Origin of the sequence: Pseudomonas endophytica (assembly GCF_001411475.1) — a bacterium.
GTDB classification, from domain to species: Bacteria; Pseudomonadota; Gammaproteobacteria; order Pseudomonadales; family Pseudomonadaceae; genus Aquipseudomonas; species Aquipseudomonas endophytica.
In genome coordinates this window covers 1-19672 of sequence record NZ_LLWH01000219.1, presented here as the reverse complement: position 1 = coordinate 19672, position 19672 = coordinate 1, and the positions used below count along the sequence as shown (strand labels likewise).

The 19672-nt window shown below is 53.9% G+C and carries 18 protein-coding genes and 1 tRNA gene; 14 read left to right on the top strand and 5 right to left on the bottom strand.

Features of this window, described 5'->3' with window-relative positions; genetic code table 11:
• The 8 genes from rsmA to AQS70_RS20705 form a co-directional block, all read left to right on the top strand.
• The coding region (rsmA, locus tag AQS70_RS20740; RefSeq protein WP_055104610.1) for a 16S rRNA (adenine(1518)-N(6)/adenine(1519)-N(6))-dimethyltransferase RsmA at positions 1-582 on the top strand (582 nt) is incomplete at its 5' end.
• A 124-nt stretch (positions 583-706) separates the two neighbouring features.
• The gene (gene apaG, locus AQS70_RS20735) at positions 707-1087 is read left to right on the top strand and encodes a Co2+/Mg2+ efflux protein ApaG (RefSeq protein ID WP_055104609.1); all 381 of its coding nucleotides are present in this window, start codon (positions 707-709) and stop codon (positions 1085-1087) included.
• Positions 1087-1974: a symmetrical bis(5'-nucleosyl)-tetraphosphatase gene (locus tag AQS70_RS20730; RefSeq protein WP_055104608.1), complete on the top strand. Its 888-nt coding sequence runs from the start codon at positions 1087-1089 to the stop codon at positions 1972-1974. The genes apaG and AQS70_RS20730 overlap by 1 nt, the downstream gene beginning before the upstream one ends.
• Before the next feature lie 33 nt (positions 1975-2007).
• Positions 2008-2334 carry a thiosulfate sulfurtransferase GlpE gene (glpE, locus tag AQS70_RS20725; protein ID WP_055104607.1) on the top strand — a complete coding sequence of 109 codons (327 nt, stop codon included), beginning with the start codon at positions 2008-2010 and terminating at the stop codon, positions 2332-2334.
• A 301-nt stretch (positions 2335-2635) separates the two neighbouring features.
• On the top strand, positions 2636-4558 hold the full coding sequence (locus tag AQS70_RS20720; protein ID WP_055104611.1) for a PrkA family serine protein kinase: 1923 nt from the start codon (positions 2636-2638) through the stop codon (positions 4556-4558).
• 134 nt (positions 4559-4692) lie between these two features.
• Positions 4693-5967, top strand: coding sequence for a YeaH/YhbH family protein (locus tag AQS70_RS20715; protein WP_055104606.1), 1275 nt, complete (start codon positions 4693-4695; stop codon positions 5965-5967).
• Positions 5964-7526, top strand: a complete 1563-nt coding sequence (locus AQS70_RS20710) for a SpoVR family protein (RefSeq protein WP_055104605.1) — start codon at positions 5964-5966, stop codon at positions 7524-7526. The genes AQS70_RS20715 and AQS70_RS20710 overlap by 4 nt, the downstream gene beginning before the upstream one ends.
• Before the next feature lie 61 nt (positions 7527-7587).
• Positions 7588-8817: a multifunctional CCA addition/repair protein gene (locus AQS70_RS20705; RefSeq protein ID WP_055104604.1), complete on the top strand. Its 1230-nt coding sequence runs from the start codon at positions 7588-7590 to the stop codon at positions 8815-8817.
• Between the two features lie 166 nt (positions 8818-8983).
• On the opposite strand, the gene folK is transcribed toward AQS70_RS20705, so the two are convergent.
• Both folK and folB read right to left on the bottom strand, forming a co-directional pair.
• Complete coding sequence (folK, locus tag AQS70_RS20700) at positions 8984-9502, bottom strand: 2-amino-4-hydroxy-6-hydroxymethyldihydropteridine diphosphokinase (RefSeq protein WP_055104603.1); 519 nt, start codon at positions 9500-9502, stop codon at positions 8984-8986.
• A complete protein-coding gene (gene folB, locus AQS70_RS20695; protein WP_029611601.1) occupies positions 9493-9846 on the bottom strand; it encodes a dihydroneopterin aldolase in 354 nt (117 codons plus the stop codon). The genes folK and folB overlap by 10 nt, the downstream gene beginning before the upstream one ends.
• 74 nt (positions 9847-9920) lie before the next feature.
• On the opposite strand from folB, the gene plsY reads away from it, so the two are divergent.
• Positions 9921-10490, top strand: coding sequence for a glycerol-3-phosphate 1-O-acyltransferase PlsY (gene plsY / locus AQS70_RS20690; protein ID WP_055104602.1), 570 nt, complete (start codon positions 9921-9923; stop codon positions 10488-10490).
• 41 nt (positions 10491-10531) lie between these two features.
• Here the strand turns inward: plsY and tsaD are convergent, their stop codons facing one another.
• Positions 10532-11557, bottom strand: a complete 1026-nt coding sequence (gene tsaD, locus AQS70_RS20685) for a tRNA (adenosine(37)-N6)-threonylcarbamoyltransferase complex transferase subunit TsaD (RefSeq protein ID WP_055104601.1) — start codon at positions 11555-11557, stop codon at positions 10532-10534.
• Positions 11558-11755: 198 nt separating this feature from the next.
• Between tsaD and rpsU the strand changes: the two genes are divergently transcribed.
• From rpsU to AQS70_RS20665, 4 genes are all read left to right on the top strand, one after another.
• Entirely contained in the window at positions 11756-11971 is a 216-nt protein-coding gene (gene rpsU / locus AQS70_RS20680) for a 30S ribosomal protein S21 (protein ID WP_002551877.1), read from the top strand.
• A 475-nt stretch (positions 11972-12446) separates the two neighbouring features.
• Positions 12447-14402 (top strand): DNA primase, encoded by a 1956-nt coding sequence (dnaG, locus tag AQS70_RS20675; protein WP_055104600.1) that lies wholly within the window; start codon positions 12447-12449, stop codon positions 14400-14402.
• A 67-nt stretch (positions 14403-14469) separates the two neighbouring features.
• Complete coding sequence (gene rpoD / locus AQS70_RS20670) at positions 14470-16317, top strand: RNA polymerase sigma factor RpoD (RefSeq protein WP_055104599.1); 1848 nt, start codon at positions 14470-14472, stop codon at positions 16315-16317.
• 190 nt (positions 16318-16507) lie between these two features.
• Positions 16508-16584: transfer RNA gene (locus AQS70_RS20665), tRNA-Ile, on the top strand.
• A 187-nt stretch (positions 16585-16771) separates the two neighbouring features.
• Here the strand turns inward: AQS70_RS20665 and AQS70_RS20660 are convergent.
• Positions 16772-17998 carry an ArsB/NhaD family transporter gene (locus AQS70_RS20660; RefSeq protein ID WP_055104598.1) on the bottom strand — a complete coding sequence of 409 codons (1227 nt, stop codon included), beginning with the start codon at positions 17996-17998 and terminating at the stop codon, positions 16772-16774.
• A 160-nt stretch (positions 17999-18158) separates the two neighbouring features.
• The gene (locus AQS70_RS20655) at positions 18159-18995 is read right to left on the bottom strand and encodes a polyphosphate kinase 2 family protein (RefSeq protein ID WP_055104597.1); all 837 of its coding nucleotides are present in this window, start codon (positions 18993-18995) and stop codon (positions 18159-18161) included.
• 492 nt (positions 18996-19487) lie between these two features.
• Here AQS70_RS20655 and AQS70_RS20650 point away from each other — a divergent pair.
• Positions 19488-19672: Lrp/AsnC family transcriptional regulator (locus tag AQS70_RS20650; RefSeq protein ID WP_156355244.1), on the top strand; the 185-nt coding region annotated here is incomplete at its 3' end.

The following is a 19672-nucleotide window of genomic DNA, read 5'->3' as shown; positions in this document are numbered from 1 at the left end:
CTGAGCAACTGCAACCTGCACCAAGGCGATGCGCTGCAGTTGGACTTCGCCACGCTTAACGCTGCGCCTCGCACGTTGCGGGTGGTCGGCAACCTACCGTACAACATCTCCACGCCGTTGATTTTTCACCTGCTGAAGAACGCCGAGCTAATCCGCGACATGCACTTCATGCTGCAAAAAGAAGTGGTGGAGCGTATGGCAGCCGGGCCGGGCGGTGGGGACTGGGGGCGTTTGTCGATCATGGTTCAGTACCATTGCCGCGTCGAACACCTGTTCAACGTCGGGCCTGGCGCCTTCAACCCACCGCCAAAAGTTGATTCCGCGATTGTGCGCTTGGTGCCACACGACGTGCTGCCGCATCCAGCCAAAGACCATCGCTTGCTTGAGCGCGTGGTGCGTGAGGCGTTTAACCAGCGTCGTAAAACACTGCGCAACACCCTTAAAGCCTTACTCACTAACGACGAAATCGAAGCCGCAGGCGTTGACGGTAGCTTGCGTCCAGAGCAACTGGACCTTGCTGCGTTCGTACGTCTGGCTGACAAACTCAGCGAACAAGCGCCCAAAGAGCCAGTTGCTGACTGATTATCGAGAAAAAACGGGGAGCCTGATCAGACCCAACATCTGGTCGGGCACCCGCCATCTAGCCTAGACTCAGGCATCAGTTTTATATCGAACTGTGTCTGTGCTTATCAGTAAGGCCTCTCGTATGCATGATCCTCGCTATGCGATCGACGTCAGCGTCGTTACGCGTTACCTGCCAGAACAATCTCAACCCGAGCATCAGCGCTATGCCTTTGCTTACACCATCACGGTGCACAACACAGGCTCAGTTGCCGCCAAGCTGTTGTCCCGGCATTGGGTTATTACTGATGGCGATGGGCATGTCGAAGAAGTTCGAGGTGCAGGCGTCGTCGGGCAGCAGCCTCTGATCGAACCCGGCGAACAGCATACCTATAGCAGCGGCTCAGTGCTTACCACTAAAGTCGGCACCATGCAGGGCAGCTACCTGATGCATGCCACTGATGGGCATCAGTTCAAAGCCATCATTGCGCCTTTCCGCCTTGCAGTGCCTGGAGCCCTTCACTGATGGCGGTGTATGCCGTTGGGGACCTACAAGGTTGCTTGCAGCCACTTAAGTGCCTGCTCGAACGAGCCGCTTTCGATCCGGCCAAAGACACGCTGTGGCTGGTCGGTGACTTGATTAACCGCGGCCCGGAATCCTTAGAAACCCTGCGTTTTCTTTACAGCATGCGCGAATCCTTGGTCTGCGTGCTTGGCAACCATGACCTGCACTTGCTAGCCGTCGCCCACAGCATAGAGCGCTTGAAAAAAAGCGACACGCTACGCGAAATTCTACAAGCGCCTGATTGCAATGACCTGCTCACTTGGCTGCGCCAGCAACCCTTGCTGCATTACGACGCAGCGCGCAACACAGCCTTGGTCCATGCAGGAATCCCACCGCAATGGACACTGAAAAAAGCACTCAAGTACGCTAACGAAGTCGAGCAGGCGTTACGTGATGACAACCTGATAAAACCCTTCCTTGACGGCATGTATGGCAACGAGCCAGCCAAGTGGGACAGCGAACTCAGCGGCGTGACGCGCCTGCGAGTCATCACAAACTATTTCACCCGCATGCGATTTTGCACGCGTGACGGCAAGCTCGACCTCAAGAGCAAAGAAGGTCTAGATACCGCTCCACCTGGCTTTGCCCCATGGTTCAGTTATAAAGAACGTAAAACCAAAGATATAAAGATCATCTTTGGGCACTGGGCGGCGCTTGAAGGCCATTGCAAAGAGCCGGGGGTGTTCGCCCTTGATACGGGCTGTGTGTGGGGCGGGGCAATGACACTGCTCAATGTCGATACCGGCCTGCGTCTGAGCTGCGATTGTGATGAGCAAGGGCATCCCAAACCTGCCGCTCAAGCCGCTGCTTGCCCACCCGTTACTTCCACATCGTCGCGCGCGCTTTAACCCACGCACGCTGCCAGGCTAAAGGACATCCCAATGACCGAGTTCAAACGCATCCCCCCTGAAAAAGCCCAAGCCCTGCGCGAAGCAGGCGCCGTAGTGGTCGACATCCGCGATCCGCAAGTCTATGCCGAATTGCATATCACGGGATCACAACACCTAGATAACCAATCTATCGCCGACTTCATCAGGCAAGCAGACCTCGACGCCCCGTTGATCGTTACCTGCTACCACGGCAACTCCAGCCAAAGTGCAGCGGCTTACCTCGTTAGCCAAGGTTTTTCTGACGTCTACAGCCTGGATGGCGGCTTCGAACTGTGGCGTGCCACTTATCCGGCCCAAACCTCCAAAAACGCCTCCTAAAAATATTTTCAGCAGCCCAAGCCCGCGTTCTGAGCGGGCTGGCGCCCTTCCAGACCAGCGCCCTGCCGAACTATTCGCGCATCTCTTCTTGACCTCCCTGATTACCAACTATCCTTAAGCGCAGGCCATCCGAATCTGGGGAGAGCCGGTACACCGGCGTATGGATCATCAGTAGTAACTTCAAGGGGTTAACCTTCTTGATGGTGTCCTGGGGGGTACACGGCAACTACCACGTTGCTGCATGCCAGCACTCGAACTGACCGATCAATCGCTGGCTCCACGTATCGAGCGAGGTGACGTCATGAGTATCTTTAGCCACTTCCAACAACGCTTTGAATCCACACGCCAAGAGGAGCTAACGCTTCAGGAATACCTTGAGCTGTGCAAACAAGACAAAAGCGCTTATGCCTCGGCTGCCGAACGGCTGCTGATGGCTATTGGTGAACCGGAACTACTGGACACCTCAACTAATTCTCGCCTGTCGCGCATTTTCTCGAACAAGGTGATTCGCCGCTATCCGGCCTTTGCCGACTTCCACGGAATGGAAGAGTGCATCGACCAGATCGTGTCTTACTTCCGCCATGCGGCCCAAGGCCTCGAAGAGAAGAAACAAATCCTCTATCTGCTCGGCCCCGTAGGCGGCGGTAAATCTTCGCTGGCTGAAAAGCTGAAACAACTGATCGAGAAAGTACCGTTCTATGCGATTAAAGGCTCACCAGTCTTTGAATCGCCGCTAGGGCTGTTCAACGTCACCGAAGACGGGGCGATTCTCGAAGAAGACTTTGGCATCCCCAAACGCTACTTGAGCACCATCATGTCGCCATGGGCCACTAAGCGCCTAGCCGAATTTGGCGGTGACATTAGCCAGTTCCGCGTGGTTAAGCTCTACCCTTCGATCCTTAATCAGATCGGTGTAGCCAAAACCGAACCCGGAGACGAGAACAACCAAGATATTTCGGCCCTTGTCGGTAAAGTTGATATCCGTAAGCTTGAAGAATTCCCACAAAACGACGCGGACGCCTACAGCTACTCGGGCGCACTGTGCCGGGCCAACCAAGGCATGATGGAGTTCGTTGAAATGTTCAAGGCACCGATCAAGGTGCTGCACCCATTGCTCACGGCTACCCAAGAAGGTAACTACAACAGCACTGAAGGGCTGGGCGCGATTCCGTTTACTGGCATTTTGCTTGCGCACTCCAACGAATCGGAGTGGCACACCTTCCGTAACAACAAGAACAACGAAGCGTTTATCGACCGGATTTACATCGTCAAAGTCCCGTACTGCCTACGTGTCAGCGACGAAGTAAAAATCTACGACAAACTGTTGTTCAACAGCTCGCTGTCCAAGGCCCATTGCGCGCCCGACACCTTAAAAATGCTGGCTCAATTCACCGTTCTGTCGCGCCTCAAAGAACCAGAGAACTCCAACATCTACTCCAAGATGCGGGTGTATGACGGTGAAAACCTCAAAGACACTGACCCTAAAGCCAAGTCGATTCAGGAGTACCGTGATAGCGCAGGCGTTGATGAGGGCATGAATGGTCTTTCGACCCGTTTCGCATTCAAGATCCTGTCCAAAGTCTTCAACTTTGACCCGCACGAAATCGCTGCCAACCCCGTGCACCTGCTCTATGTGCTGGAACAACAAATTGAGCAAGAGCAGTTCCCCGCGGAAACCCGCGAGCGTTATCTACGCTTCCTCAAAGAGTACTTGGCACCGCGCTACATCGAGTTCATCGGTAAAGAAATCCAGACGGCGTACCTGGAGTCTTACAGCGAGTACGGGCAAAACATCTTCGATCGCTATGTGCTCTATGCAGACTTCTGGATTCAGGATCAGGAGTACCGCGACCCCGAAACAGGCGAGATCCTCAATCGAGTGGCGCTCAACGAAGAACTGGAGAAAATCGAAAAACCGGCGGGCATCAGCAACCCGAAAGATTTCCGCAACGAAATCGTCAACTTCGTGTTACGCGCACGCGCCAACAACAACGGCAAAAATCCGACTTGGCTCAGCTACGAAAAACTGCGCGTAGTCATCGAGAAAAAAATGTTCTCCAACACAGAGGACTTGCTGCCGGTTATCAGTTTCAACGCCAAAGCCAGCAAAGAGGACCAACAAAAGCACAACGACTTCGTCACCCGCATGGTCGAACGTGGCTACACCGACAAACAAGTACGGCTGCTCTCCGAGTGGTATCTGCGCGTCAGAAAATCGCAGTGACGCAGCGGTAAGCTCTAGCGACAAGCTGCAAGAAAAAGCGCGAGCCCCCGCAGGCCGGTTAGCACTTTTACTTGCAGCTTGCAGCTCAGAACTTGCAGTTGCTGCCGGCCACTTAAAGCTGCCCGGAGGGCCTTATGAGCTATGTGATCGACCGACGCCTTAATGGCAAGAATAAAAGCACGGTAAACCGCCAACGTTTCCTACGGCGCTATCGCGACCATATTAAAAAAGCCGTCGAAGAGGCTGTAGGCCATCGTTCCATCACCGATATGGAGCATGGCGAGCAAATCAGTATCCCGGGCCGCGATATAGATGAGCCCGTGCTTCACCATGGCCGAGGCGGTAAACAAACCGTTGTTCACCCCGGCAATAAAGAATTCACTAGCGGCGAACATATCCAGCGACCTCAAGGCGGTGCGGGCGGTGGTGGCGGGCCGGGTAAAGCGGGTAACTCTGGCGAAGGCATGGATGAGTTCGTCTTTCAGATTACCCAAGAAGAGTTCCTCGAATTCATGTTCGAAGATCTCGAGCTGCCGAATTTGATCAAACGCCACCTGACAGGCACCGACACGTTCAAAACCGTACGTGCTGGTATCAGCAGCGAGGGTAACCCCTCACGCATCAACATTATTCGTACCCTGCGCTCAGCTCATGCGCGGCGTATCGCTTTGTCTGGCAACAGCCGGGCAAAACTCAAAGAAGCCAAAGCCGAACTGGAACGCCTAAGACGTGAAGAACCCGATAACTTCGGCGATATCAAAGAAATAGAAGCCGAAATAGAGAAACTGAGTGCTCGAATTCATCGCGTGCCGTTCCTTGATACGTTCGATCTCAAATACAACCTGCTGGTCAAACAGCCTAACCCCAGCTCTAAGGCGGTGATGTTCTGCCTGATGGACGTTTCCGGGTCCATGACTCAGGCCACCAAAGACATCGCCAAGCGCTTTTTCATCCTGCTGTACCTGTTCCTCAAGCGGAACTACGACAAAATTGACGTGGTGTTCATTCGCCATCACACAAGTGCTCGCGAAGTGGATGAAGAAGAGTTTTTTTATTCTCGGGAAACAGGCGGCACCATCGTTTCCAGCGCGCTCAAATTGATGCAAGAAATCATGGCCGAGCGTTATCCGGCCAATGAGTGGAACATTTACGCGGCCCAAGCCTCGGACGGCGACAACTGGAACGACGACTCACCCATATGCCGCGACATCCTGACTAACCAGATCATGCCGTACGTGCAGTACTACACGTACGTCGAAATTACCCCACGCGAGCATCAGGCGCTCTGGTTCGAATATGAACGCATCAGAGACTCATTTCCTGACACATTCGCTCAACAGCAACTGGTCTCGGCCGGTGATATCTACCCGGTCTTCCGTGAACTCTTCCAGCGCAGGTTAGCCACATGACCGCCAAAGAGCATAAACGCCAACCCATCTCCACGGGGTCAGAGTGGACCTTTGAGTTGATCCAGGCTTACGACCGCGAAATCAGCCGCCTCGCGGAACGTTATGCACTGGATACTTACCCCAACCAAATTGAGGTGATTACCGCCGAACAAATGATGGATGCCTACGCGTCTGTGGGTATGCCACTGGGCTATCACCATTGGTCCTACGGCAAACACTTCCTTAGCACCGAGAAGTCCTACAGCCGCGGCCAAATGGGGCTGGCCTACGAAATCGTTATCAACTCAGACCCGTGCATTGCCTATCTGATGGAAGAAAATACCATCTGCATGCAAGCGCTGGTCGTCGCCCACGCCTGCTATGGGCATAACAGTTTCTTCAAAGGCAACTATCTATTTCGAACGTGGACCGACGCCAGCTCGATCATTGATTACTTGGTGTTCGCTAAGCAGTACATCATGCAGTGCGAAGAACGCTATGGCATTGATGCCGTCGAAGACTTGCTCGACTCCTGTCATGCCCTGATGAACTACGGCGTCGACCGCTACAAACGGCCTTACCCGATCTCTGCCGAGGAAGAACGCCGGCGCCAGAAAGATCGTGAGGAGCATCTGCAAAAGCAAATCAATGATCTGTGGCGCACAATCCCCAAGGGCGCTGGTAAATCCAGTGAAAAAGACAACGCCCGCTTTCCTGAGGAGCCGCAGGAAAACATTCTGTACTTCATCGAAAAGCACGCACCACTTTTGGAGCCGTGGCAGCGCGAAGTCGTGCGTATTGTGCGAAAAATCGCTCAGTACTTTTATCCACAGCGCCAAACACAGGTCATGAACGAGGGTTGGGCCACGTTTTGGCACTACACCCTGATGAATGACCTGTACGACGAAGGGCTGGTGACAGACGGTTTTATGATGGAGTTCCTAACTTCACACACCAGTGTTGTGTTCCAGCCAGGCTTTGACAGCCCTTACTACAGCGGAATTAACCCATACGCACTGGGCTTTGCGATGTATCAAGACATCCGGCGCATGTGCGAACACCCAACCGAAGAAGACCGCCGCTGGTTCCCGGACCTTGCTGGTAGTGATTGGCTGTCCAGCATCAAATTTGCCATGAGCAGCTTCAAGGACGAGAGTTTCATCCTGCAATACCTGTCGCCCAAGGTGATCCGCGACCTCAAGCTGTTCAGCATCATGGACGACGACCAAAAAGACGATCTGCTGGTGCCTGCCATTCATGACGAAAACGGCTACCGCATCATCCGAGAAACGTTAGCGGCGCAATACAATCTGGGCAATCGCGAACCTAACGTACAAATCTGGAGTATTGATCGACGTGGTGATCGCTCCCTGACCCTGCGCCATCAGCAACATGACCGCAAACCACTCGGCGATTCCACTGATGAGGTGCTTAAGCACTTGCATCGTCTTTGGGGCTTCGATATTCACCTCGAAACGCTGCAAGGCGACCAAGTCATGAAAGTCCATCACGTACCACCTAAAGGCGAACATAGCGAAAGTGACTACGCACGTTTGGACTTGTCCGCCATACACCTGTAGGCACAACAGCCTCCGTTGATGCGGCTCACGGGGTATCCTGTCGCGCTAACGGAGGTTTTTTATGAAGATCTATAAAGTGGGCGGCGCGGTACGCGACCGCTTGCTGGGCAAACCGGTCACCGATATCGACTGGGTCGTGGTGGGCGCCACAGCTGAGCAAATGCTCGCCGAGGGCTATCGTCCTGTAGGGTCGGACTTCCCGGTATTTCTTCATCCAAAAACCGGTGAAGAATATGCACTTGCTCGAACCGAGCGCAAAAATGGCCATGGTTATGGCGGTTTCATCTTTCATGCCAGCCCCGATGTCACCCTTGAAGATGACCTGATTCGTCGCGATTTGACCATCAACGCAATGGCCGAAGACGGCAACGGTCATCTGACAGACCCGTACCACGGCCAGCAGGATCTAGAAGCACGCCTTTTACGTCACGTTTCCCCGGCATTTGCCGAAGACCCACTGCGAGTGTTACGCGTTGCACGTTTTGCTGCGCGCTATGCCGGGCTGGGTTTTAGCATTGCACCCGATACGCTTGAACTCATGCGCCAACTGTCCACTTCAGGCGAATTACAGGCTCTGACGCCTGAACGCTGCTGGAAGGAAATTTCCCGCGCGCTGATGGAAGATCACCCGCAGGTATTCATTGAAGTGCTGCGCAATTGTGATGCACTTGAAGTGTTGCTGCCTGAAGTCAACGCACTGTTTGGCGTGCCTCAGCCTCCCGCTCACCACCCCGAAATCGACAGCGGCGTGCATACGCTAAGTGTGTTGGAAAAAGCCGCCTTGCATCGCCAGCCTCTGACCGTGCGCTGGGCTTGCCTACTGCATGACCTCGGCAAAGGGCTCACCCCTGAAAGCGAGTGGCCAAGACACATCGCTCATGAACACAAAGGGCTGCGCCTGATCAAGGCCGTCAACGAGCGCTATAAGGCGCCGCGCGATTGCCAAGAACTGGCGCTACTGGTAGGCGAATATCACACTCATGGCCATCGCGCCTTTGAACTTAAAGCGTCGACATTACTGGAGTTGCTACAGCGTTTTGACGTGTACCGTCGACCGCAGAGATTTGAAGAGTTCGTAGTGGCGTGTGAGATGGATGCTAAAGGGCGTTTAGGCTTGGAGAATCGCCCGTATCCACAGGCAGACTACTTGCGCGGTGCAGCCTTGGCAGCACAAGCCGTGACCGTTCAGCCGCTGATTGAACAAGGCTTCAAAGGCCCCGAACTGGGCGAGGCGCTCAAGCGCGAGCGACTCAAGGCTCTGCAAGCCTACAAAGACACCGCCAAGCGCTGATACTGATTGGGTGGGCAGTTCATATCTGTAGCAACGGCCGTAGGCTGCGAGCTTTTTAACGATCAAAAGATCGCGAGCAAGCTCGCTCCTACAGGCAGAAGCAGCGCCGGTGGCACAAAGAAGCCACAACGTTGGGCTGTAACGAGCTTGCTCGCGCCTATAGAACTCAGCGCATCGAAGCCGGGGTCAGCTGGATACCGCGCCACTTAAACCCAACCGGTGCCAATACTTGGTCGATCTGTGCGTTCGCCCACATATCAGCGAGCGTTTTGCCCACGCCAGGATATACCTTGCCGGGCGCAATCAATGACAACGGCCACAGTACAAATGCATTCTTTAGAATCTCTGCGCGAGGCAGGGTCAACCCTTCAAAACTACCCACTAAATCGTCGTAAAACAGCACGTCGATGTCCAGCGGCAGCCCTTTGCGATCTTGGGCATAACGTCCATTATCAGCTTCAATCAGCTTCAAACGTCGGCTTAATTCAACCAATGGTAAATCGGTTTTAGCCGACACTACCAAATTGAAAAAAGGGCCGCTTTTGATGCCCACTGGCTGACTTTCAAATACCGCAGAACACGTCATATTCTGCAAAAAGCCAGCAAGTGCATCTAAGCCAGCGCACAAGTGCAACTCTCGCTCGGTATTGCTACCAAGCCCGAGATAAACCTCTACTAGCGACATCCGCGCTCAATCTCCACGCCCACCCCTGTGGCCGCCGCAACGGCGCCGGGTTTGGTCAGTTTGAGGTGCAACCAGGGAATATTGAACTCACTCATCAACACTTCTGCCAAACGCTCGGCAAACGTTTCGACTAATTGGAATTGAGCCTGCTCAGCAAACGCCTGAATACGCGCTGACACGCTCGCGTAATCTAACGCCAGGGTCAGATCGTCTCCCGCAGCAGCGGGGCGGTTGTCCCACGCAAAACTCAGATCAAGCCGCAGGCACTGACGGATGCCACGCTCCCAGTCATAGGCACCGATAACTGTGTCGACTTCTAGGCCTTCGATAAACACTCTGTCCAAGCACTCTTCTCCGCAGCACGACAAGGGCGCAATGCGCCGTTAGAATCAGGGCGTCCTTGCCCGGAATAGTTAGCATGTTTTGGTTACTGGCGATTATCGCCTACCTACTTGGCTCTATGTCCTTCGCTATTTTGCTCAGCCGCTTAACGGGAAATCCCGACCCGCGAATGAGTGGCTCAGGCAATGCTGGCGCCACCAACATGTTGCGCCTAGCGGGTAAAAAACTCGCCATCCTGACCTTGCTTGGTGATCTGTGCAAAGGGCTTTTACCGGTATTGCTCGCCTATCAACTGGGCTGCTCACTTCAGGAGCAAGCCTGGGTAGGCGCCTGTGCCGTTGTGGGCCACATGTATCCACTGTACTTTCGCTTTCGCGGCGGTAAGGGCGTCGCTACTGCCGCCGGCATGTTACTGGGGCTTTACCCGCCCGCCGCACTATTGGCAGCTATTGCATGGCTGCTAACCTTCCAACTCAGCCGCACCAGCTCACTGGCCTCGCTGATTGCCGCCCCGCTCACCTTGCCTTTACTGGCTTGGCAAGAACCAGCAGCTTTACTCCCCATGAGCGCCTTGACGACACTCATTGTCTGGCGGCACCGCAGCAATTTACGCGACCTACTGGCCGGGCGCGAACGGCATTTCTGAATCGCTCAGATGAAAAAAGCTCAAGACCGGTTGACCCACAGTTACAACGGTTTCAACTGCTCCATCGGCCAACGCGCCTGCACGCTGATCGCCAAACTTTCATGCTGCCCCGCCTGTAAACGCTGACAACCGGCAAAAGCAATCATGGCGCCATTATCGGTACAGAATTCCGGGCGAGCGTAGTACACGTGACCGTTCATCTCGCCGAGCATTTTCTCAAGAGACACCCGCAGCGCCTTGTTCGCACTGACACCACCAGCAATCACCAGACGCTTCATGCCCGCGAGTTTCAGCGCACGCTTGCACTTGATAGTCAGTGTCTCGACAACCGCTTGCTGAAACGCCAATGAAATGTCACAGCGGGCTTGATCTGTGTCCTCGCCAGCAGCAACACAACGCTGCCAGGTATTCAAAGCAAAGGTTTTAAGACCACTGAAACTGAAGGCTAGACCGGGTCGATCAGTCATTGGCCGAGGGAACACAAAACGCCCCTCAACGCCTCTCGCCGCATAGCTCGCAATCTCAGGGCCGCCGGGATACCGCAGACCCATCATTTTTGCGGTTTTATCGAATGCTTCACCCGCCGCGTCATCCAGACTCTCGCCCAACAGCTCGTATTGACCTATGCCATCAACACGAACCAGCTGTGTATGGCCGCCCGACACCAACAAAGCGACGAATGGAAACTCTGGGGGCTGCTCTTCCAGCATAGGTGCCAATAAATGGCCTTCCATGTGATGCACACCCAGGGCCGGAATACCCCAAGCAAAGGCCAGCGCTTGGGCACACGAAGCCCCGACCAGCAAGGCTCCGACCAGACCCGGCCCAGCCGTGTAGGCAATGGCGTCGATCTCGGTAGGCACGCAATCAGCTTCAGCCAGCACCTGACGAATCAAGGGCAGCATGCGCTTGACGTGATCTCTAGAAGCCAGCTCTGGCACCACACCACCGTAGGCGCGGTGCAGGTCGATCTGACTGAACAGTGCATCGGCCAAAAGCCCGCGTTCACTGTCGTATAGCGCGACGCCGGTTTCGTCGCAGGAGGTTTCTAATCCCAGTACTAGCATGGGTTTACGCCTTGTAGAGGCTAAATTCGAAGGCGCGCATAATAGTCGCGACTCCCGCCCCCGGCCAGCGGTTTTCGATCAGAGGCTTTGCATTCCGGGCGTTGAGGGGTTAACATCCGCAACCCTTAAAAACCGACGTCTTACAACGCAATTTTGCATTGAGACGTTGACCCCGGTAATGAATGAAGGTAGCTCTGGATGCCAGCCGTCAAAGTAAAAGAGAACGAACCCTTCGACGTAGCTCTGCGTCGTTTCAAGCGCTCCTGCGAAAAAGCCGGTGTACTGGCTGAAGTTCGCAGCCGCGAATTTTACGAGAAGCCGACTTCTGAGCGTAAGCGTAAAGCAGCAGCTGCTGTTAAGCGTCACGCAAAGAAAGTTCAGCGCGAGCAGCGCCGCGCCGTTCGTCTGTACTAATACACAGACGTTCGTTGCAAGCTTCTGCCAAGCCCGGCCCACAGCCGGGCCGCAGGCAGTTGCAGCAAGTTACATGCTCCATCGTCAAGGCCGCAGATGCGACCAAGACAAAGCGCAACACAACGTCAGACCTGGCTTTAACAGCCAGCGGTGCACGTCTTTACTGACGAGCCTAACAAGGCTACCGACGAGCACACTTTTTCTGATTCCCCCAAAGTAATCAGCCCAAGGTACTTCTCCCGTGCCTGTTCATGAGCCACCCGAGACCCACCACTGGTCAATGCGGATCATAGAACGCAATACTTATCTAACATCTTCGTGCTGATTCAACTGTTAGCCAGATGAGATTCGACCGATACACTCCCCCGCAATGACTAAGCTGACGCCATACGATCGAGCCATGCATTCACGTGCACGCCATCATGACCAAGCCACTCATCTGGGATAATTTCTGCACCGTGATGACGAGAACGCCATGGCCGGGTTAATCCCCCAGAGCTTTATTGACGACCTTTTGAACCGCACCGATATAGTCGATGTAGTCAGCTCGCGCGTGCAAATGAAAAAAGCCGGCAAGAATTACACCGCTTGCTGCCCGTTTCACAAAGAAAAAACGCCCTCATTTAGTGTCAGCCCAGACAAACAGTTTTATTACTGCTTTGGCTGCGGCGCTGGCGGCAATGCCCTCGGTTTCATCATGGACCACGACAACTTGGACTTCCCCCAAGCCGTCGAAGAGCTAGCAAAAGCCGCCGGTATGGAGATACCTCGAGAAGAAAGCGGTCGCACTCATAAACCCAGACAACCTACAGATTCACCGTTATATCCGCTGCTTACAGCTGCAGCTGACTTTTACCGACAAGCACTAAAGAGCCATCCCTCGCGCAAAATCGCTGTTGAGTACCTGAAAGGCCGCGGCCTGACCGGCGAAATTGCTCGCGACTTTGGCTTGGGCTTCGCCCCGCCTGGCTGGGACAATCTGTTTAAGCACTTGAGCAGCGACACGCTTCAGCAAAAAGCCATGATTGACGCCGGACTGCTGGTGGAGAACGCCGAAACCGGCAAACGCTATGATCGTTTTCGCGATCGCGTCATGTTCCCGATCCGGGATAGCCGAGGTCGCATCATTGCGTTCGGCGGTCGGGTGCTCGGTGATGACAAGCCCAAGTACCTCAACTCTCCTGAAACGGCAGTGTTTCATAAGGGCCAAGAACTATACGGGTTGTTTGAAGCGCGCAAATTCAACCGCAGTCTCGATGAGATTATCGTGGTCGAAGGCTACATGGACGTGATCGCACTCGCCCAGCAGGGCCTGCGCAACGCCGTCGCCACCTTAGGCACCGCCACCAGCGAAGAACACATGAAACGCTTGTTTCGCGTGGTGCCCAGCGTTTTGTTCTGTTTTGACGGCGATAAGGCTGGCCGCAATGCCGCTTGGCGCGCACTTGAAGCCACCCTGACGTGCTTGCAGGACGGGCGTCGCGCGCGCTTTCTGTTTTTGCCCGAAGGCGAAGACCCCGACACATTGGTACGCAGCGAAGGCACTGACGCCTTCAAGGCCCGCATCAATCAGCATGCACAACCGCTAGCCGATTACTTTTTCCAGCAACTGACCGAAGAATCCGACCCACGGTCACTTGAAGGCAAGGCCCACATGGTTACGCTGGCCGCACCGCTGATCGACAAAGTGCCGGGCGCCAACCTGCGCACGTTAATGCGCCAACGTCTGAGCGAAATTACCGGCCTGACCAACGACATGGTCAGCCAATTAGCCCAAAGCGCACCGATCAAACCCCAGGCTCAACCTGCATATGACCCAGGCATTGACTACGATGCAATGCCCGATTACAGCGACTTCCAGCAGCCGGAGGTATACATCCCCCAACAGGAATGGACCCCGAAAAAGCCTGGCGCTGGCGGTAAAAAGTGGGAGAACAAACCGTGGGACAAAAAAGGCAAGCGGGGCGCAGAGCGTGAGCAGCCTTGGGTGCCGGTAGGCGTAGAACCACCAACGTTAACAGCCTTGCGCACACTGCTGCATCATCCTCAACTCGCAAAAAAAGTGGAGGACGCCGGGCACTTTGCAGCAGAAGACCAGACCAATAATCAGCTCCTGATTGCTCTGGTTGAGGCCGTACAGAAAAATCCTAAGCTAAGCTCTATACAGTTGCTGTCCCGTTGGCACGGGACAGAGCAAGGCCGACTTTTACAAAGACTGTTGGAAAAGGAATGGCTAATTGACGCTGATAACCTTGAACAACAGTTTTTCGACACCATAACTAGCTTGTCAGCGCGCCAACGCGAGCGAAATCTAGAGCAACTTCTTCGAAAAGCACGTCAAGGCGAACTTAGTGTCGAGGAAAAAAATCAGTTACGCGACCTCTTAAGTCGCAATAATCCTGCATCAAACCCGACCTCAACTGGCGCGTGAGGTCATAGCTAAGGTATAATCCTCGGCTTGTTTTTTGCCCGCCAAGACCTTCAGTGGATAGGGTGTTATGTCCGGAAAAGCGCAACAGCAGTCTCGTATCAAAGAGTTGATCACCCTCGGCCGTGAGCAGAAGTATCTGACTTACGCAGAGGTCAACGACCACCTGCCCGAAGATATTTCAGATCCGGAGCAAGTGGAAGACATCATCCGCATGATTAATGACATGGGGATCCCCGTACACGAGAGTGCTCCGGATGCGGACGCCCTTATGTTGGCCGATGCTGACACCGATGAAGCCGCTGCCGAAGAAGCAGCTGCCGCGTTGGCTGCAGTAGAAACCGACATTGGTCGTACTACTGACCCTGTGCGTATGTATATGCGTGAAATGGGTACGGTAGAGCTACTGACACGTGAAGGCGAAATCGAAATCGCCAAACGTATCGAAGAAGGCATCCGTGAAGTGATGAGCGCAATCGCGCACTTCCCTGGCACGGTTGACCACATTCTCTCCGAGTACACTCGCGTCACCACCGAAGGTGGTCGCCTGTCCGACGTCCTGAGCGGTTATATCGACCCAGACGACGGCATTGCGCCACCTGCCGCCGAAGTGCCGCCGCCTGTCGACCCTAAAGCCGCCAAGGCTGACGACGACAGCGAGGATGACGACGACACAGCTTCTGATGACGAAGAAGAAGCTGAAAGCGGTCCAGATCCGATCATTGCAGCCCAGCGTTTTGGGGCTGTCTCCGATCAGATGGAGATCACTCGTAAAGCGCTGAAAAAGCACGGCCGCAGTAGCAAACAAGCCATTATTGAGCTCGTTGCGCTGGCTGAGCTGTTCATGCCAATCAAGCTAGTTCCGAAGCAATTCGAAGGTTTGGTTGAGCGTGTACGCAGTGCCCTCGAGCGTCTACGTGCTCAAGAGCGCGCCATTATGCAGCTGTGTGTACGTGATGCACGTATGCCACGCGCTGACTTCCTGCGCCTGTTCCCAGGCAACGAAGTTGACGAAAGCTGGAGCGACTCGCTGGCTAAAGGCAAAAGTAAATACGCTGAAGCCATTGGCCGCCTGCAACCGGATATCATCCGTTGCCAGCAAAAGCTGTCGGCTTTAGAAGAAGAATCTGGCTTAACAGTTGCCGAGATCAAGGACATCAACCGTCGTATGTCGATCGGTGAGGCCAAGGCCCGCCGCGCGAAAAAAGAAATGGTTGAAGCGAACTTGCGTCTGGTGATCTCCATCGCCAAGAAGTACACAAACCGTGGCTTGCAGTTCCTCGATCTGATCCAGGAAGGCAACATCGGCTTGATGAAAGCGGTAGACAAATTTGAATACCGCCGCGGCTACAAATTCTCGACCTATGCCACCTGGTGGATCCGTCAGGCGATCACTCGCTCGATCGCCGACCAGGCTCGCACCATCCGTATTCCGGTGCACATGATCGAGACGATCAACAAGCTCAACCGTATTTCCCGTCAGATGTTGCAGGAAATGGGCCGTGAACCGACCCCGGAAGAGCTGGGCGAACGCATGGAAATGCCTGAGGACAAAATCCGTAAGGTATTGAAGATCGCTAAAGAGCCGATCTCCATGGAAACCCCAATCGGTGATGACGAAGACTCCCATCTGGGCGACTTCATCGAAGACTCGACTATGCAGTCGCCAATCGATGTAGCTACCGTTGAGAGTTTGAAAGAAGCGACACGCGACGTACTCGGCGGCCTCACGGCACGTGAAGCCAAAGTACTGCGCATGCGTTTCGGTATCGACATGAATACCGACCACACCCTTGAGGAGGTTGGTAAACAGTTCGACGTTACCCGTGAGCGGATTCGTCAGATCGAAGCCAAAGCGCTACGTAAGCTGCGCCACCCGACGCGAAGCGAGCATTTACGCTCATTCCTCGACGAGTGATCCCAAAACCCCCGGCCCTGCCGGGGGTTTTGCTTTTTAGCCTCGCAAAAACCTTATCCTCCCCGCATCCAACCCATCCGTACGTCTTCAAATGCGACGGAATTAGCCCCTAGACTCCTTCGTACTTCTATTTAAGACTTTTCGGATAGCACTCCCGAGAAACCATCGTTATAATCTCCCGGCTAAACAAGGGCCTATAGCTCAGTTGGTTAGAGCAGGGGACTCATAATCCCTTGGTCGTAGGTTCGAGTCCTACTGGGCCCACCACACTCAAAGCCGCGCACTGCGCGGCTTTCGTGTATCTGGGGGGGGGGGTGAACAACAGAATCTGCAGTTGCTGGCGAGGTGCGAAAACTTTGATCGACTTGGTATGTCGATCGTAACCTGCCCCCTACCCCCACGCGTGACACTCGCCAATCGTCGCAGAGTCAATGACAACCCAGCGCGCGACTCTTTATAAAAACGCAATCCACGCACCTGCCATGACTAATGTCAGCAGGGTCACAGGCACGCCTGACTTGGCAAAGGCCCCAAATGAGATTTTGATCCCACAGCTCGCCGCTTGTTCGACGACGATAATCCCGGCCAAGCTGCCGAATATGATGAGGTTGCTCGAAAATCCTGTGCCCAAAGCAATCGCCGCCCCGAGTGACTGCGCGTTATTCTCTGGGTGCAAATACGGGGAAAGCAGCATGACAGCCGGATTGTTGCCCACGATGTCACTGAGCAATGAACCCGCCACAAACAGAGAAAGCGGATCGTTGACGTTGATACCTACTTCACGTAGCCAATCGAATAAAGACTGTGGAAGGCCGGTATTAGAGAGCGCCTGATTACAAATAAAGAGCCCGATGATCAAAAGAAGTAGGTTGCCGTCAACTTGCTTAAGCACATCCTTGGACGCCAAGCTTCGATTGACCAGTAATATGCCCGCACCCGCGAGCGCCACCAGTTCTCGCGGCCAGATATCAGCAACCAGTGCAATGATGACTGCGCTGGCGACAATGATTGCCTTCGTCGTTTCGACTTTATCGAGTTGAGTCGTCACGGGGGCTGTGGCTTTAGCGACAGGATGCTCCAGTGTCCATTTGCCGCGGTATTGCCACGCAATGATGCACCAGATGATAGGCAATGATAAAAGTGCCGGAACACCGGCTGCCATCATGAATTCATTAAATGACAGATCAAGCGACTGCGCGGCGATCATGTTTTGTGGGCTTCCGATCAGTGTGCCCGCTGCACCGGCGTTTGCAGCAAAACAAAATGCCAACAGAAAAGGCACCGGGTTGAGCCCTCTTGCAAGCGCCACACTGACCAGCAGTGGAGTCATCGACAACACAACAACATCATTGGTCAATAATGAGGACAGCCCGGCGCTGACGCCGATAAACACCGCCAATAGCGCTGCCGGACTAATGGGCAACCTTGCCACTTTTTCCGCCGCCCAGGCATAAAATCCCGAGACAGTGAACGCACCCGACACAACCATTAAGCCAAACAGCAAACCGAGCGTACGGTAGTCGATTGCATCCCAGGCAGCCTGCGGGCTGATACTGCCTGCGACGATCATGGCCAACGCGCCGACGACGGCTGCGCCTGTTCTGTCGACGTTAAATGCCGGCATCTTACCGATGCCCATTACCAGATAAACCATGAAGAAAATAAGCAGGGTGGTGTACATAGCGACGCCTAATGCAGTGGAGCCCGTCAAAGGCCAATGTAAGGTGAACAGCTTAATACCAATAGCGTCTCACGCACTTAGTTAACAACTGCGATGAACGTTCATAGTGACCATCACCGCCCTAAAAGCGCTTTAACCTTCAGAGCGGTATCGCAATGGCCTAGCGCTTTTCTTTCTTGGCCTGATGGTACTTTTTTCTGATGGCTTTAAGGTCAACCGTAGGTGTTGGTAACTCCAGCTTCATGTCTTTTAGCGTCTTTTCGATAACACTGCCGATCGCCAGATTGCGGAACCACTTGTGGTTGGCGGGAATGACATACCAAGGTGCCTGTTGAGTCGAGCACTTCTCCAACATCGCTTCATACGCCTTTATATAGTCGTCCCATAAAGCGCGCTCCGTGTAATCGGACTCGCTGATCTTCCATTGTCGCGTGGGGTCATCCAAGCGCTCTTCAAATCTTTTTAACTGCTCCTCGGGAGAGATGTATAAAAAGAACTTTAGGATCGTGGTGTTGTTCGACGTGAGGGTGCTTTCAAAATCATTAATAAAGCTGTAGCGCTGCTGGATGACCTTATCAGCCGCCATTTTGTGCACGCGCTGTACAAGTACATCTTCATAGTGTGACCGATTAAAAATAGCCACATTACCGCGAGCAGGTACATGCGGGTGCACACGCCACAAAAAATCATGGCTGCTTTCTTCTGCTGTCGGCTGCTTGAAACCCTGCACGTGTGCCCCTTGCGGGTTCATGGATTTCAATACATGCCAGCAGGTTCCGTCTTTACCCGCCGCATCAATACCCTGCAAAACGATGAGCAATGAATGCTTTCGCTCGGCGTACAGTTTCTTCTGTAGCTCAGCGATGCTGGCTGATTGTTCGTCAATGCGCTGTTGTGCGTATTTTTCAGACTTATAACCACCGCTAAAGTCTGGGTCCACATTAGCGAGGCGAACTTTTGAGCCTGGCTTGACCCGTAATTTGCTAATAAGGTTCATGTACTTGCTCCACACCCACCAACTCCCACGAGAGGGCTGAAACCAAGATGCCGAATGCACAGATCAACTATCACCCCCCCTCATACTCGCTTCAGCCAGACTATTAACTACTGAGTAAATACGTGTGCCCTATCATTAAAAAGTCTCTATTTATCACGTTTTTTTAATAACAGACTGTGTGTTTAGCATGGCTAATTTGGCTCTGGTATCGACTGTCGCAGATTAATCAAAAGGCGCTAACACTCTGCCTCTGGCTAACTATTGACGCTCACCTCGTCATCATATTTTCAATATAAAAAGTTGACTTTCATCATTCACAGACACGCCTAGCATCTTCGGGCAAGCGTAGATCAACACTGATCATTTTCAACAGTGTGGCGCGAGATTTTGCACGGCAGAAACGCGACGTACGCCTGTGTACGGTTGAGAACAAAGGGCCAGTCCCTTACGCTGCCCCTCTGACCTTTACCCCGCCCCCAACGGAGCTTTCCTTTGCCCAACTCTCGCCCGCCTGCGCTAGATGACATCGACCGTCAATTGATCGCAGCCCTACAACTCAATGCACGCGAGAGTGTGGCCATGCTGGCGCGTCAGTTAGGGATTGCACGCACGACCGTGACATCGCGCTTAGCGAGGCTGGAAAAAACCAACGTCATTACCGGTTATGGCGTTCGCCT

Bases quoted from the DNA above. Each gene is read 5' to 3' on its own strand.
- folK (WP_055104603.1), bottom strand. From the start codon at position 9,502: ATGTCGCTAGTAGAGGTTTATCTCGGGCTTGGTAGCAATACCGAGCGA.
- AQS70_RS20715 (WP_055104606.1), top strand. From the start codon at position 4,693: ATGAGCTATGTGATCGACCGACGCCTTAATGGCAAGAATAAAAGCACG.
- AQS70_RS20710 (WP_055104605.1), top strand. From the start codon at position 5,964: ATGACCGCCAAAGAGCATAAACGCCAACCCATCTCCACGGGGTCAGAG.
- dnaG (WP_055104600.1), top strand. From the start codon at position 12,447: ATGGCCGGGTTAATCCCCCAGAGCTTTATTGACGACCTTTTGAACCGC.
- tsaD (WP_055104601.1), bottom strand. From the start codon at position 11,557: ATGCTAGTACTGGGATTAGAAACCTCCTGCGACGAAACCGGCGTCGCG.
- AQS70_RS20705 (WP_055104604.1), top strand. From the start codon at position 7,588: ATGAAGATCTATAAAGTGGGCGGCGCGGTACGCGACCGCTTGCTGGGC.
- AQS70_RS20720 (WP_055104611.1), top strand. From the start codon at position 2,636: ATGAGTATCTTTAGCCACTTCCAACAACGCTTTGAATCCACACGCCAA.
- plsY (WP_055104602.1), top strand. From the start codon at position 9,921: ATGTTTTGGTTACTGGCGATTATCGCCTACCTACTTGGCTCTATGTCC.
- AQS70_RS20655 (WP_055104597.1), bottom strand. From the start codon at position 18,995: ATGAACCTTATTAGCAAATTACGGGTCAAGCCAGGCTCAAAAGTTCGC.
- apaG (WP_055104609.1), top strand. From the start codon at position 707: ATGCATGATCCTCGCTATGCGATCGACGTCAGCGTCGTTACGCGTTAC.
- rpoD (WP_055104599.1), top strand. From the start codon at position 14,470: ATGTCCGGAAAAGCGCAACAGCAGTCTCGTATCAAAGAGTTGATCACC.
- glpE (WP_055104607.1), top strand. From the start codon at position 2,008: ATGACCGAGTTCAAACGCATCCCCCCTGAAAAAGCCCAAGCCCTGCGC.
- rpsU (WP_002551877.1), top strand. From the start codon at position 11,756: ATGCCAGCCGTCAAAGTAAAAGAGAACGAACCCTTCGACGTAGCTCTG.
- AQS70_RS20660 (WP_055104598.1), bottom strand. From the start codon at position 17,998: ATGTACACCACCCTGCTTATTTTCTTCATGGTTTATCTGGTAATGGGC.
- AQS70_RS20730 (WP_055104608.1), top strand. From the start codon at position 1,087: ATGGCGGTGTATGCCGTTGGGGACCTACAAGGTTGCTTGCAGCCACTT.